Below are 13,701 nucleotides of genomic sequence, written 5' to 3'. Positions count from 1 at the left end.
GCGGGCTATCTCAGCGGTGAGCCGACGGGACAGTGTGACGCGACGGGACGACTCGGGGCCGACCGACTCGCTGCCAGCGTCCATAGCAAGTCCGTTAAACGGCGTCGGAACAGTCGAGTGATATGAGTAGTTCAGCACTGGGACGGCGGGACCTCCTCGTCGCAGCGTCGAGCGGATGCGTTGGGCTCGCGGGATGTACGGAGGCCGGATCATCGGACACCGAGGCAGAGACGACGGCCACCGGCTACGGAACGGCGTACGGGAATGAATACGGTACCGAGTAACGATGGCGGACGAGACACCGCGGCTCGGGTTGGGGACATACGAACGGGGCGACGACTGGGACCACACCGACACGGTCGAGGCCCTCGATGAGCACGCGATCGTCCGCGGACCGATCGCCGAGCGGCCGTCCGAGGGCGACTACGACGACGAACTGTTCCACGCGACCGACCAGGGGATCACCTGGCGCTGGGACGCCGCGAGCGAGGACTGGGAGTACTTCAGCGGACGGGGAAGCGACGATCAGCCGATACCGGGGACGAGTCACTTCGAGGCGGCACAACTGGTCCACGCGCGAACCAAGGAGACGCCCGTCTGGAACGTCGAGGCCCACGGGATCGAGGGCGACGGGACGACCGAGGTCGGACAAGCCGTTCACGACCTCCTCGAGCGGGTCGACCAGGCCGGCGGCGGGATCGTTTACTTCCCGCCCGGGCACTACCTCCTCGAGCGGACGCCACTGATCGGAGACGACACGATACTGCTGGGTGCCGGTCGCTCGACCGTTTTCGACGGGCTACGTCCCGACGGTGACGAGGGGCGGGCGCTGCTCTCGAACAAAGGGTTCGACGCGACCGGATACGACGGCGCGTCGAACTGGGGAGTCTGCAACGTCCGAATCGACGCGCCGGACGCGACCGGGATCATGCCCGCGCACGCGGACAACGTCCGGTTGGAGCGCATCTACGGCGACCGCATTTACTATCACCACATCGACGTCGTGTCGTCGAAAAACGTCACCATCGACGGGTTCTGGGCGACCCGCGGCGGGGAGGGCGACTCGGACGCGCCGGTCCAGTTCGACAGTCAGAACGCGGGGACGGGCTGGAACAGCGTATGGGACGGACGGAGCGACGCGCTCGTTGAGGACGATGATACTCCATGCAGAAACTGCACCCTCACGGACTTTGAGATCGATCCGTCGAACGACCCGGCGTACGGCGTCCACTTCCATCGCGGCACCAACGAGTCGATCACTATCGAGGACGGATACATCACTGGGTGCCAGTATACGGCCATCAGGGCTGATCCGGACGAGGTCGTATCGGACCTGACTATCGACGGTGTCTCGTGCGTCGGGAACGCGCGCGGGATCACGCTCAGCCGCGTCGAGAGCGGACGGCGAGCACTGACGATCAGTAACGTCACGATCAGGACAGACGACGATAGCGTCGCTGGGGGCTCGGGACTATACGCGGCCGGATTCGACGGCGCTGCAATCTCGAACGTCACCGTCGACGGCGAGTTCACGAACGCCATCATTTTCGACGACATGACTGATCTGAAGCTGAGCAACGTGACGGCGACGGGAGCGCGACACCAGGCGTTTCGCTTCCGAGAGAACGTCGACGCGACGCTCACGACCGCTCGAGCGGCGGACTGTGGCACTGTGGGCGTCTACTCGGGGCCCGACAGCAGCGTCGCCTACGGCGGCGTCACGTTCGATGACGTCGGGAGTCGGGTCGTCGTCGACGGGGAGATACGAGACTGGGTCGCGTCGTCGGAATCGTCGTAAGCGCGAACGGGCCGACCGGGAAGCCAACGATTCAAATCCCAGTCCGCCCAACTGCCCCCAATGGGAAACGCTGCACTTCGTGACATCGCCGTCATCGAGGACATCCCCTTCAACGAGATTGAGGGCGTCGTCGCCGTCGACGCACACAACTGGCTCTACCGATACCTGACGACGACCGTCAAGTGGACCAACAGCGGCAAGTATACGACCGCGGACGGGACCGAAGTCGCCAATCTCGTTGGCATCGTCCAGGGATTGCCCAAGTTCTTCGAACACGACATCACGCCGGTGATGGTCTTCGACGGCGGCCCCTCCGATCTCAAGGACGACGAGATCGAGTCCCGTCGCGAGCAACGGCGGAGCTACGAGGACCAACTCGAGACCGCCCGTGAGGAGGGCGACGAGGTCGCCATCGCGCAACTCGAGTCGCGCACACAGCGGCTGACGTCGACGATTCAGGAGACCAGCCGCGAACTCCTCCGGCTGCTCGACGTTCCGATCGTCGAAGCGCCGGCGGAGGGCGAGGCCCAGGCCGCCCACATGGTCAAACGGGGCGACGCCGACTACGTCGGCTCTGAGGACTACGACGCCTTGCTCTTCGGCTCGCCGCTGACGCTGCGCCAACTGACGAGCAAGGGCGATCCCGAACTGATGGATCTCGAGGCAACTCTCGAACACCACGACCTGACCCTCGAGCAGTTGATCGACGCGGCGATCCTCATCGGGACGGACTTCAATGAGGGTGTCTCCGGCATCGGTCCGAAGACGGCAATCAAAGCGATCACCGAGAACGGCGATCTCTGGAGCGTGCTCGAGGCCCGCGGCGCACACATCGAGTACGGCGACCGCGTCCGGCAGCTGTTCCGCGACCCCAACGTGACCGACGACTACGAGTTCGACACGGCCATCGACCCGGACCTCGAGGCCGCGAAATCGTACGTGACCGACGAGTGGGGCGTCGACGCCGGCGAGATCGAGCGCGGCTTCGAGCGCCTCGAGGAGAGCGTCACGCAGACGGGCCTGGATCGCTGGACGTAGCTCCAGAACGCTCTCGCTGTTCGTCGGGCGTCGGGCGTTGGGCGTCGAGCATCGAGCGTCGCTCGTCGATCAGTTGTCCGGCGTTCACCGCTTCTTGCGGAGCCAGCAAAACGGTCGCCGGGCGGCAGACCGAAGTCCGGCGGGACGTTGTCTGCCACTGATGAAGGCCTACGAAGTTCAAGATGCTTCGAGTGACTACGAGGGAGTCGTGCAGGTCGAGCGAGATCGGCCGACACCAGACGCCGGCGAGGCGCTCGTCCGGATTCGCGCGGCATCGCTCAACTACCGCGATCTGGCGATCGCGAACGACGAACTCGCCTATCCGGGTGCGTCGCTTCCGGTTGTCCCCCTCTCCGACGGTGCCGGCGAGGTCGTCGCAGTCGGCGACGACGTCGAGCGGCTCTCGGACGGCGACCGTGTCGCGACGCCGTTCGCCCCCGACTGGATCGAGGGGGAGGGACCCGCGAGAAGATGGCGCGGACGACCGGCGGCAACGTCGACGGCGCGCTGTCCGAGTACGCGACCTTCCCCGCGGAGAGCCTCGCAGTCCTCCCCGGCCACCTCTCGGACGAGCAGGGCGCGACGCTGTCGTGTGCCGGCCTGACTGCGTGGCGCGCGCTCGTCGAGGACGGCGGACTCACTGCCGGTGAGAGCGTCCTCACGCTCGGGACCGGCGGCGTCTCGACGTTCGCACTCCAGTTCGCCACAATGCAGGGGGCGAGCGTCATCGTCACCTCCTCGAGTGACGACAAGCTCGAGCGCGCTCGCGACCTCGGTGCCGCGGCAACGCTCAACTACGAGGAAAATCCGGACTGGGGAGAACTCGTTCGCGAGCGGACTGACGGCGGCGTCGACCACGTCATCGAGGTCGGTGACCCGGGGACGCTCGAGCAGTCCCTCGATGCGGCCGCGGTCAACGGGCACGCCCACCTCATCGGCGTGCTCGCCGGTCAGGAGGGACAGGTCCATCCAGGGCCGATGCTCCACAAGGCGCTGACTGTCGAGGGCGTGATGGGTGTCGGCAGCCGCGCGATGTTCGATCGGATGAATCGCGCGATGGCCGCGACGGAAATGGAGCCCGTTATCGATCGCACCTTCGATTTCGACGAGGCCCGCGAGGCCTACCGCTACGTGGAGGCCGGCGAGCATCAGGGGAAGGTCGTCGTTTCGGTCGAATAGGGCGCTCGAGCGTGCCGGCTACATGCCGTCCGCTCACTGATCGCGCTGGAATCGCTCCGGGACGAGTTCCCGATATGCGAGCCCCGCTGTGTTTTCGACGTCACTGACGGCGGAGAGATAGCCGAGACCGATGGTCGTCTTCAACGCCTTCGCCGGCCGTCCCGTGAGGACTCGGGAGCCGACCGTCGCGACCGCGTCGTCGCCGACGCTGACCACCCAGCCGGGCGAGTCGAACGTGAACGCCTCGAGGGGTGCGGCCGACGCTTCAGTGCCGGTCTCCGACTCGATGTCAGCTGTGCTGAGGGCAGCGATGTTCTCCGCGACCGTCCGCGCTTCCCGCACGGCGGCCTGTGCGCTCGCCGGGACCGGTTCCTCGTCGGCATCGACCGCGCGAACGGCGTCCCCGAGTGCGAACGTCCGATCGTCAAGCCGGAGGTCGCTCTCGACCGTCGGGCGCTCCCCCTCGAGCGCGTCCGCGCCTCGAATCCCACCGGTCCAGACGAACTGATCGTATGGAACACGCTCGCCCGACTCGAGGTGGACGTGCGTCTCGTTGGCTCGCAGCACGGCCGCGTCGGTCCGGACATCGATCCCCTGCTCCTCAAGCGTTTCTCGGACCGCCCGCTGGAAGTTCGCAGGGAAGTTCGGTGCGACGTTCTCGAGTTGCTCGAGGATCGTGATCGTCGCCTCGCTGCGTTCCTCGCGGGCGAGTGCTGCCAGTTCGCCCGCGACCTGAACGCCCGAGAGGCCGGCACCGCCGACGACGATTCGGGGATCGTCGGATCGGAACGCCCCGAGCGCTCCCGATCGGATTCGACTCGCGTGCAAGAGTCGCTTGAGCGGCGTCACATGCTCGCGAACGCCCTCGAGCCCGTAGTAGGCCGTCTGTGCGCCGAGACAGACCGCCGCCACGTCGTAGGAAAGCGCGCCGGTCGAGAGGGAGACGACCCGCTCGTCCCGATCGATTTCCTCGACGCTGGCGACGTGAACGGTGGCTCGCTCGAGCACCTCTGGTAGCCCGACCGTGATTGCGGCGACCAGTTCCGGCCGGCGAATCACCCGATGGAGTTCGTGCTGGACGAGATGGTCCGGCGACTCGTTGACCAGCGTGATAGCTGCCTCCTCGGGGAGGTCCTCCTCGAGCAGCCGCGTTAGGGTCAGCCCCGCGTACCCCGCGCCGAGGACGACGACGTGCATGGGTCGGCGTAGGTGCTCGAGTGGTATAGATGTACGCGGGGGACTGTTCTCGGTTCGAAGAACAGCAAGTAGAACATGGCCGGGAGCGGTTCCGAGCATCGCGAGGTGCCCGTAACTCGGGGACGGGCAGGCAATTTACTGAGGCTCGCCGCAAGCGACCGTAGGGAGCGAGCGGGCCGACGACCGATATGGAGGGACGCATAGCGTCCCGGAACAGAAGAGGAGTGTCTTCGTGAGCGTCGCGAACGACGGCTCGGAAGTCCCAGCCAGCGAGGGATCTCCGATCCCTCGGGCAGTCGGCGCTTCGTGCCGACGACCTCGCGAATCGGAGATTCGCTCAGTCACGAGAGAGCTTCGCTCTCTCGAACGACAGAGCAAAACGTCGTTTTAGAACAAGTGCTCGTCCTCGTCGAGCAGCTGGGCGGGACCGCCGACGTCCCACGTAGTCGTCGAGACGCCGCAGTCAGAGACGGCCTCCTCGACTTCCTCGGCGTGCTCCTCGGTGGTGTTGACGTAGACACTGGCTCCGGTGTCGGTCGAGAAGTAGACAGGAATGTCCTCTTCCTCGCGGAGTTCGCGCACCGTGTTGAAGACGGCCAGGGTAGCGGGCTGCCAGTAGACCCAGCCCGAGGGGCCGGTCATCGTGGTTGCCGCGAGCGACAGCGAGTCGTGTTCGGCGAGTTCGAACGCGGTCTCGAAGTCGCCGTTACGCAACGCGTCGCGCATCTCGGCGATCTGGCCGTGAATGTGGGCATTCCGCGCCTGGAACATGTGGCTGTCAGCGGCCTCTCGGTGAGCGTCCTCGGTTTCCTTGTGGTAGGGGACGAGGCCGACGATAATCTTCAGATTCTCGTGGAGGTCCGACGGAACCCGTTTGGAGCGACAGTCCTCATCGTTCAGACCCGTATGCAACTGCGAGAACGCGCCGGTGACCGCACGCGCGGCCGAGGCCGAGCCGACGCGGGCGATCGTTGAGATTTCCTGTTTCGAGGCGTCAAGCTCGGCTGCCTCAGCCAGCGCCATTGCCGCGGCCGCGAATCCGGACGACGAAGAGCCCAGCCCGACGTTCGAGGGGAAGCTGTTCTCGCTCTCGAGGCGGACGGGATACACCGTATGCGCGGCGTCGGACTTCGAGCGGGCCTTCTCGACGACGGCCTCAACCCGTTCGTACGCGCGCCCGTCGAGTTCCTCGCCGTCGACGACGAAGGTGTCCTCTTCGTAGTCCATGGAGAACTCGACAGTCGTCCGCGTGTGGCTGGGGGCCGTACAGACGCTGATGCTGTCGTGATAGGGGAGTCGCTTGATATCGTCGCGCATCCCGTGATACTTGACCAGCCCCTGAATGGGGTGGGCCATGGCCGTGGCTTTCATACCCACATAGGTGGCTGAGGGCCGCTTAAACCTCACGGCATCCAGCGATCGGTTTCGGTTCGGGACTGACTCGAGTGCGGGAGTTCCGCTACCACTTGATCCGGAACCCGAACGCTGAAACGAACCGGTTCCCACCACCCTCCTATGGGAACCCCACGCGAGACGACGCAGGCGCAAGCCGAGGCGGTCGTCGATCGCCTCGAGGAGGAGTATCCGGATTCGACGATTTCGCTGCGGTACTCGAACCGCCTCGAGTTGCTGATCGCGGTGATCCTCTCGGCGCAGTGTACGGACGAGCGGGTGAACAAGGAGACGAAGCACCTCTTCGAGACGTACGATGGGGCCGAGGACTACGCGAACGCGGATCAGGACGAACTCGCGGAGGACCTCAACTCGATCACCTACTACAACAGCAAGGCGGAGTACATCCGCGACTCCTGTGCGACGATCCTCAAGGAACACGACGGCGAGGTGCCGGACACGATGGACGAGCTGACCGAACTCTCCGGCGTCGGTCGGAAGACGGCGAACGTCGTCCTCCAACACGGCCACGACATCGTTGAGGGGATCGTCGTCGACACGCACGTCCAGCGGCTCTCGCGGCGGCTGGGGCTGACCGAGGAGACGTATCCTGAACGGATCGAACAGGACCTGATCGAGATCGTCCCCGAGGACGACTGGCAACAGTTCACTCACCTCTGTATTGATCACGGGCGAGCGGTCTGTACGGCACAGAACCCCGACTGTAGCGACTGCGTGCTGGCAGATCTCTGCCCGTCCGAAAAGGGTGACAGCGAGATCGATCTCGCCTCCGGCGATCCCTGGTAACCGGCGCAAGAAGAGCGAAAACGCCCATATATTGGCCACACCGACCATCGCAAGCCCAACGTCTTTTCGGCGACCGCGGATACCCACAATCGGGATCACTATGTCCGACAACACCGACGAGCGCGACAACACCGGCAAGGACGAACACGGGCGGGACGTCCAACTCGAGCAGGAGAAGACCGATCCCGAGGAGGCTCAGGACGAGGAGGGACTCACCGAGGAAGAGAAGGAGGCCCGCGAGCAGCAGGCCGAAGAGGAGCGCAAGCAGGACATCGACGAGGGCTCCGTCGACCGGGAAGACGACGCCCTCGAAAACGCGAACCCGGACCACCATCGGGACGAGGAGCCGTACAACAGTTAGACGAGATGCAGTCGAGGTCCGGTCCCGCCCGTCACCCGAGCTAACACCGCTTTTTCGCGCTCTCCTACTCGTTCTTGAGTCGGTCGTCCGGAACGGCCAGCGTCGTGAGCGAGCCGGCGAGGGAGACCCTGACCTGCGAATCGACGGTGACCGTGCCGACCGAGCGGCCGTCGACGACGAGGGTGACGTCGCCCTCATCGCGTTCGACCGCGAACGTCAGCGCGTCGGTGGGCAGCACCCACTGACGGGTCTGCGTGACGAAGGGCCCGATCGGAGCGACCGCGACCGCGTCGGTGGCCGGCGAGAGCTGCGGTGCGTCCACCGCGCTCGCATAGCCGTGGCTCCCCGCCGGCGTCGCCGTTACGACGCCGTCGGCACGAAAGGTTGCGACATCCGACCCCCGGTCTCGGACGCTGTACTCGGAGATTCGAGCGGGTTCATCGGTGATGAGCGTCACGTCGAACAGGGCGCGCTCTCGGATCGCGGGGTCGTCCGAATCGTCAGTATCTGCCGATTCGAGGGTGACCCCCAGAACGGGGCGCTCGCGACGGACGGCGCGCCCGGAGAGAACGGCCTCGAGCGCGTCGGGAAGATGATCGCGGTCGACCGACTCGACCCCGGTGACGGAACCGACCGGAAGCACGGGTGAGTCGACGTCAACGCGAGCGACTGCCGACAGGGTCGCCTCGCCGACTGCCACCAGCACCGACGGCTTCGCCGCGAGAACGTCCTCGAGCGTGCCGCTCGCGATCGTTCCGTCGACGTCGGCGACCGCTGACTCGAGGGGGTCGTCGATCTCGATGGCGTCGATTGCGTCCGTCTCGGCATCGACGACGCCGACGACAGGGGAGTCGTCCCCGTCCCACGCGGCATCCATGGCCATCAGTTCACACGGCCCGCTCAAAAGCGTACGGTTGTCGGTCGCGGATCAGCGGTCGGTTCCCTGACTCGATCTCACCCGTCGTAGGGCCAGTCGCCGGTGATCCGCATCCCTTCGGCAAGGTCCTGTGATTCGAGGTCAGCTGCGATTTCCTCGCGATCGCGACGGGTAACCGTCACGTCGTCGCGAGCGAGTGCGACGACGTATTCGGTCAGGAGGATCGCCTGTTCGCGCAGGGTCCGGGGCTCGAGTTTCTCGATGGTATCGGCGAAGGTGTGGCCCCAGCCCCGACCCGCATCGTCCGACATCGATTTGACGTGACAGCCCGGTACGCCCCACTTGACGAACGACCAGTGATCGCTGTGGGGGCCGAGCTTGGGGACGGTTCCGATCGGGTGATCGTACCGATCCGCGATATCGTTCGCGACGTCCTGCAGCGCGTCGAACCCGTGTGTGATAATCGAGAGCGTCCGATCGCGGACGACGCCGTCGCTGTTGACGACTGCCTTGATCGCGTCGTGATCTGCCCGCTCGGCGTATCGCGTCGAGCCCATCAGGCCGACCTCTTCCGCCCCGAAGCCGACGAACTCGACGCGGGTCTCGAGGTCGTCCTCGCGATCCGCTAGCGCGTTCGCGATTTCGACGATCATCGCGGTTCCAGCGCCGTTGTCCATCGCTCCCTCGGCGATATCGTGGGCGTCGACGTGGCTCGTCACGAGGATGCGCTCGTCGGTGTCGGGGCCGAGTTCGGCGCGAACGTTCTGGCTCTCGGCGGGATGGATGTCGGCTTCGGCTGAGACCGTGATCGACTCATCGTCGAACCGGCGACCGAGCCGCGCGCCGACCTCGCTCGAGACGCCGACGGCCGGAATCGGCCCGATCGGCTCGTCGTTCCAGCCGACGCTGCCGGTCGGCGGGAGACAGCCCTCGACGTGATTGCGGTAGACGAATCCCACCGCACCGTGCTCGACCGCGTGGTGGTACTTTTCTCGGCGGTGGATGTACCGGTCGTAGTAGGTTGGAACGTCGCTGCGGACCATGACGACCGCGTTCTCGATGTCGGTCTCCTCGAAATCATCCGGTAAGCCGTACCCGAGATCGATCAGCGGCGCGACGACGCGGTCGTCGGGACTGCGTGGGAGGGCGATACAGTCCTGGGTCGTGTCACCGGCCGTGATCGCGCTATCTTCCCGCGTCCAGCCCTGTATCTCGAACGACTCGAGGCGGGCGTTTCGTGCGCCGGCGTCGGCCAGCGCGTCCCGGGTCAGTTCGGCGGCCTCCCGTTCGCCCTCGCTGCCGGCCATCCGGTTGCCGATATCGACGAGTCCCTCAAGGTGGTCCCAGCCCACGTCGCTCTCGAAGACGGTTCCGATCCAGTCGGACATGGCTGGAACGTGGACGGATGGTCGGGTAACTGTATCGCTCGCTCGATTTGAACCGCCGGACCTGATGCGTTGGTTGCTACCATTCATTGACACGACAAACTGCGAATCTTTTTTACCCCGCTCCCTCTCGGAGTCGATATGCGGGAGACGCTTGCCGACTGGCGGCCGGCCATCGACGAGGCGATCGCCGACCTGGTCCCACGAGAGATCGATGCCGACTACCTCGAGTCCTTCTTCGGTACGCCCACCTACGAGTACGATCCCATCGGTATCCAGCGTGCGTTGGCGACGCCGCTGTGGGATCTCCTCGATCGCGGCGGGAAACGGTGGCGCGCAGTGCTCTTTCTCGTCTTCGTCGAGGGATTCGGCGAGGATCCGGCCGAGTACTTGCCCTATGCCTGTATTCCGGAGATTCTGCACAACGGGACGATCATCGTCGACGATGTCGAGGACGGAGCGACGATTCGGCGCGGCGAACCGGCGCTGCACCGCGCCTACGGACGCGATATCGCGCTCAACGCCGGCAATGCGATGTACTTCTTGCCCCTGAAGATCATCACACAGGATCCGGCTGACCTCCCGGCTGACCAGCGACTGGCCGCCTACGAGATGCTGATGCACGAACTCAATCGAACGCACCTCGGTCAGGGGATGGACATCTGCTGGCACAACGAGCGCGAGGTTCGAATTACCACTGACCAGTATCTGGAGATGAGTGCGTGCAAGACCGGCTGTCTCGGCCGGATCGTGGCCCGTCTCGCCGCGATCATCACTGCCCAGCCCCCGAGGTCGAGCAGGCCGTCGCTGAGTACGCGGAACTGACCGCCGTTGCCTTCCAGATCGGCGACGACATCTTGGACATCGAGCACTCTCTGGGTCGAGCCGGCGAGTTCGGCAAAGAGTTCGGCAACGACATCCGCGAAGGCAAGAAGACTCTCATGGTCATTCACGCGATCCAAGAGAGCGAGCCCGAACGCGCCCGACGGTTGCAGGACATCCTCGAGGCCGAGGACAACACCGACGACGAGATCCTCGAGGCCCTCGAGATCCTCGCGGACGCCGGCAGCATCGATTACGCACGCGAGCAAGCCCTCGAGTTGGCAGCCCAGGCTCGCGCCGCGATCGACGGGCTGGACTTCGACGACGAGACGACCCGGAAGCTTGAGGAGTTCACGGAGTTCGTCATCGAGCGCGACGAATAGTCGTGTCTGCGCTGCGTGACGTCGTGCAGTCGTGTGCAACCGCCGTGGACACCCAGCTGATTGCGCTCGTTTTCAGTCGCTGATGATTATCATGGAATCCGACGGGTAGGGCCAGATACTACCACCTCGACGTGGAACCCCGGGTATGGCAGACCACTCGAGGCAGGCGACGGCCGAGCGGACCGACGCCGCGAAGCCGTGGCCCGTTCTCGTCGCCGTCGGACTCGTCGGCTCGGAGGTCGGCATCGTCGTCGACCTCCTTCCCGTCGCCGTCGTCGGACTCGTGGTGTTCGCCGCGAGCGTCGCCGGCATCCTCGCGGACGCCGACTACGTCGATCGCCCGCTTGCGCTCGCAACCAAATTCGGCGTCGCGTTCGTCGTTGCCGGCGCAGTGCTGGCAGCTCACGGGACCGGAACGCTCCCGATCGGCCCCCTCGAGCCCCTCTCCGGGCTGGCGAGTCGCGGCATCGCGCTCGTCCTCGCCGGCATCGTGACGGTCGTCGGAGCGGGCCTCGTGCGGTCCCGGCAAGCCGAGGACGACGGCAGTCGCGGCGTCGAGACGTGACGTGGAACCGATCACCGACTGACTCGCTCGAGACACTCACCCCCTCCCTATGAGCCCTACCCTATGAGCCGACGCGCCTTCGACGCGGAAATCACACTGGACCTCGCAGTCAACGTAATCCCGTTTCTGATCATCGGGTTCTTCGTCGCGGTCTTCGCAGTGTTCAACCCGTGGGGATTCGACCCACTCCGGTCGACGATCCAGTTCGCCATCCTGTTGGTGACGATGGGGACGCTCGCGGTCGTGACGTATATCGCGGCTCGAGCGATCGAAACCGACGACCGAACACGACACGACACGTCCGAGACGTAGGCCGGATCGAGCCCTCGCCGGCCCGGCCTCGGCGTCAGTTGATGATGAGGACGAACCCGGTCACTGCCATCATGATCGTGATCCCGACCAGCAGGAGCAAGAACAGTTCTTTCTCCGAGAAGCGCCGATCGGAGTCGGTTGTATCGGAACGCACAGGTCTCACCGGCGGCGGTACAACGCGGTCTGACAAGAGCGTTTCCCAGAGGTAAACTCGTGATGGCGGGCCGACCGACGAGACGCTAGCTCATGAACAGCCGTCGCCCGGCGCGTTCGTGGCGCATTCCCATGATCTCGGCCAGCGGGGCAAACGAGGCCATCGCTGCGATGTCATCATCGACATGGCGCTCGCAGACCGCGGTGATCACCGGCTCCAGCGCCTCGAGTACCGACTGGATCTCGGTGTGGCCGAACCGGCCGAGCCGCTGTGCCGCGCCGAGCAGTCCCGTGACGAACGAGTGGGCGTGTGAGAGACAAGCCTCGAGTCGTTCAAGACCGCGTGCTTGAGTCACGACGCCGAACACGACCGGATAGTGCCCCGGCGTCGCGCCGGTCTCGATCGCGTCGCCGAACGCGGTCGTGAAGTCGCCGCCGTCGGCCGCCGGTGACGCCGATTCGGTCCGCTCCGCCCGTCCTTCGCCCGCGTTCGCTCCGTTCGGGGTCGCGTCCGAATCGAGCAGTTCGCAGAGCTTTGCCCCCGCCTTCGTCGAACTCTCGCGGAACTCCCGAGGCATAGTCACCGCGTGAAGTCGCTCGTCGACGGCAAGCAGTCGCCGGCGGTCGCCGTCAGCGCTGGCGGCGTGGGCGTTCGCCAGCGCAGCGGTCTCGCAGGGGCCGACTATCCGCCGCAGGTAGGCTGCCAGCAGTGCCCGGAGATCCTCGCCGGACTCGATCCGATCCTCATTGATGTACTGTTCGAGGCCGTATGAGGCCGTGTATCCGCCGACAGGGAGAAACAAGTCCGAGAGACGGAGCGCAGTCAGGAACGAACTGGGGTCAGTGGTCATGGGTGTAATCGCGGTCGTCCGTCTGTCCGTGACTGTGCTGGCCGTGATCGTGCTCGTGGGGATGGCTGTGTTCGTTCTCGTGGTTCTCGAGATCGAACGCGCCGTATCGTCCTCTCGATCACACGTAATCTTCGGATATCCGTACCTGAATAAGAGCAGCAGCAACGAACCGAAACCCGACGAGAGATCGGCGTCAGTCGTCCGAAGCGGGCTGTCCGGGACTGGTTCGCTCGCGCAGTCGATCCGAGTACGATGCCACGCCAAGTCCTGCGACGAACGAGAGGAAACTTGGGACCAGTATCCAGAGGAGATCGGGGTGCTGTGCACCGGTGTGCAGTAGGGTGTTGAGCATACACGTTCCCATGACTATAACGGCCGTGAATATCCTGATGACGGCCATATTTACCATCAACCGGTCCGCTTTCTGTACGAACGAACAGCACCGTTCCGACCGAACCGGGACGATGGCCGAGACGGCAATCAACGGCGACTGAAATGGACACACCGACAGTTCGGTGTCGACGTGAACGGACCCTGACTCCGTCCCGTTTGGCGGATCGTCTCGGTATGTCGGCCGCGAT

General features: G+C 65.1%; 13 protein-coding genes and 2 pseudogenes. 9 read left to right on the top strand and 6 right to left on the bottom strand.

Annotation, left to right across the window (positions count from 1 at the left end):
* Nucleotides 1-122 precede the first annotated feature (122 nt).
* The 4 genes and pseudogenes from K6I40_RS14515 (at nt 123) to K6I40_RS29010 (ending at nt 4,015) form a co-directional block, all read left to right on the top strand.
* Complete coding sequence (locus K6I40_RS14515; RefSeq protein WP_222919747.1) at nt 123-284, top strand: hypothetical protein; 162 nt, start codon at nt 123-125, stop codon at nt 282-284.
* Between the two features lie 2 nt (nt 285-286).
* On the top strand, nt 287-1,798 hold the full coding sequence (locus tag K6I40_RS14510) for a glycosyl hydrolase family 28-related protein (protein ID WP_222919746.1): 1,512 nt from the start codon (nt 287-289) through the stop codon (nt 1,796-1,798).
* Between the two features lie 60 nt (nt 1,799-1,858).
* The gene (gene fen / locus K6I40_RS14505; RefSeq protein ID WP_222919745.1) at nt 1,859-2,836 is read left to right on the top strand and encodes a flap endonuclease-1; all 978 of its coding nucleotides are present in this window, start codon (nt 1,859-1,861) and stop codon (nt 2,834-2,836) included.
* 160 nt (nt 2,837-2,996) lie between these two features.
* Nucleotides 2,997-4,015 (top strand): annotated as a pseudogene (locus tag K6I40_RS29010) (NAD(P)-dependent alcohol dehydrogenase).
* 33 nt (nt 4,016-4,048) lie between these two features.
* Here the strand turns inward: K6I40_RS29010 and K6I40_RS14495 are convergent.
* Together K6I40_RS14495 and mvaD are read right to left on the bottom strand one after the other, a co-directional pair.
* Nucleotides 4,049-5,212 carry an FAD-dependent oxidoreductase gene (locus K6I40_RS14495; protein ID WP_222919744.1) on the bottom strand — a complete coding sequence of 388 codons (1,164 nt, stop codon included), beginning with the start codon at nt 5,210-5,212 and terminating at the stop codon, nt 4,049-4,051.
* Between the two features lie 387 nt (nt 5,213-5,599).
* Nucleotides 5,600-6,583, bottom strand: coding sequence for a phosphomevalonate decarboxylase MvaD (gene mvaD / locus K6I40_RS14490; RefSeq protein ID WP_222919743.1), 984 nt, complete (start codon nt 6,581-6,583; stop codon nt 5,600-5,602).
* Between the two features lie 144 nt (nt 6,584-6,727).
* On the opposite strand from mvaD, the gene nth reads away from it, so the two are divergent.
* Entirely contained in the window at nt 6,728-7,411 is a 684-nt protein-coding gene (nth, locus tag K6I40_RS14485; protein WP_222919742.1) for an endonuclease III, read from the top strand.
* A gap of 100 nt (nt 7,412-7,511) precedes the next feature.
* Nucleotides 7,512-7,772: a hypothetical protein gene (locus K6I40_RS14480; RefSeq protein WP_222919741.1), complete on the top strand. Its 261-nt coding sequence runs from the start codon at nt 7,512-7,514 to the stop codon at nt 7,770-7,772.
* Between the two features lie 64 nt (nt 7,773-7,836).
* Here the strand turns inward: K6I40_RS14480 and K6I40_RS14475 are convergent, their stop codons facing one another.
* Together K6I40_RS14475 and K6I40_RS14470 are read right to left on the bottom strand one after the other, a co-directional pair.
* On the bottom strand, nt 7,837-8,649 hold the full coding sequence (locus K6I40_RS14475; RefSeq protein ID WP_222919740.1) for an NAD(+)/NADH kinase: 813 nt from the start codon (nt 8,647-8,649) through the stop codon (nt 7,837-7,839).
* A gap of 77 nt (nt 8,650-8,726) precedes the next feature.
* The gene (locus tag K6I40_RS14470) at nt 8,727-10,037 is read right to left on the bottom strand and encodes a M28 family metallopeptidase (protein WP_222919739.1); all 1,311 of its coding nucleotides are present in this window, start codon (nt 10,035-10,037) and stop codon (nt 8,727-8,729) included.
* A gap of 138 nt (nt 10,038-10,175) precedes the next feature.
* Between K6I40_RS14470 and K6I40_RS14465 the strand changes: the two are divergent.
* From K6I40_RS14465 to K6I40_RS14455, 3 genes and pseudogenes are all read left to right on the top strand, one after another.
* Nucleotides 10,176-11,239: pseudogene (locus K6I40_RS14465) on the top strand (polyprenyl synthetase family protein).
* A gap of 145 nt (nt 11,240-11,384) precedes the next feature.
* Nucleotides 11,385-11,804: a hypothetical protein gene (locus tag K6I40_RS14460; RefSeq protein WP_222919738.1), complete on the top strand. Its 420-nt coding sequence runs from the start codon at nt 11,385-11,387 to the stop codon at nt 11,802-11,804.
* A gap of 63 nt (nt 11,805-11,867) precedes the next feature.
* Entirely contained in the window at nt 11,868-12,116 is a 249-nt protein-coding gene (locus K6I40_RS14455; RefSeq protein ID WP_222919737.1) for a DUF6684 family protein, read from the top strand.
* A 239-nt stretch (nt 12,117-12,355) separates the two neighbouring features.
* Here the strand turns inward: K6I40_RS14455 and K6I40_RS14450 are convergent, their stop codons facing one another.
* Together K6I40_RS14450 and K6I40_RS14445 are read right to left on the bottom strand one after the other, a co-directional pair.
* The gene (locus K6I40_RS14450; RefSeq protein ID WP_222919736.1) at nt 12,356-13,120 is read right to left on the bottom strand and encodes an urease accessory UreF family protein; all 765 of its coding nucleotides are present in this window, start codon (nt 13,118-13,120) and stop codon (nt 12,356-12,358) included.
* Nucleotides 13,121-13,313: 193 nt separating this feature from the next.
* Nucleotides 13,314-13,472 carry a hypothetical protein gene (locus K6I40_RS14445; protein ID WP_222919735.1) on the bottom strand — a complete coding sequence of 53 codons (159 nt, stop codon included), beginning with the start codon at nt 13,470-13,472 and terminating at the stop codon, nt 13,314-13,316.
* Nucleotides 13,473-13,701 lie beyond the last annotated feature (229 nt).

The sequence above is a fragment of the Natrinema sp. SYSU A 869 genome (assembly GCF_019879105.1).
Classification (GTDB): domain Archaea; phylum Halobacteriota; class Halobacteria; order Halobacteriales; family Natrialbaceae; genus Natrinema.
This window is presented reverse-complemented; position numbering and strand designations above follow the sequence as displayed.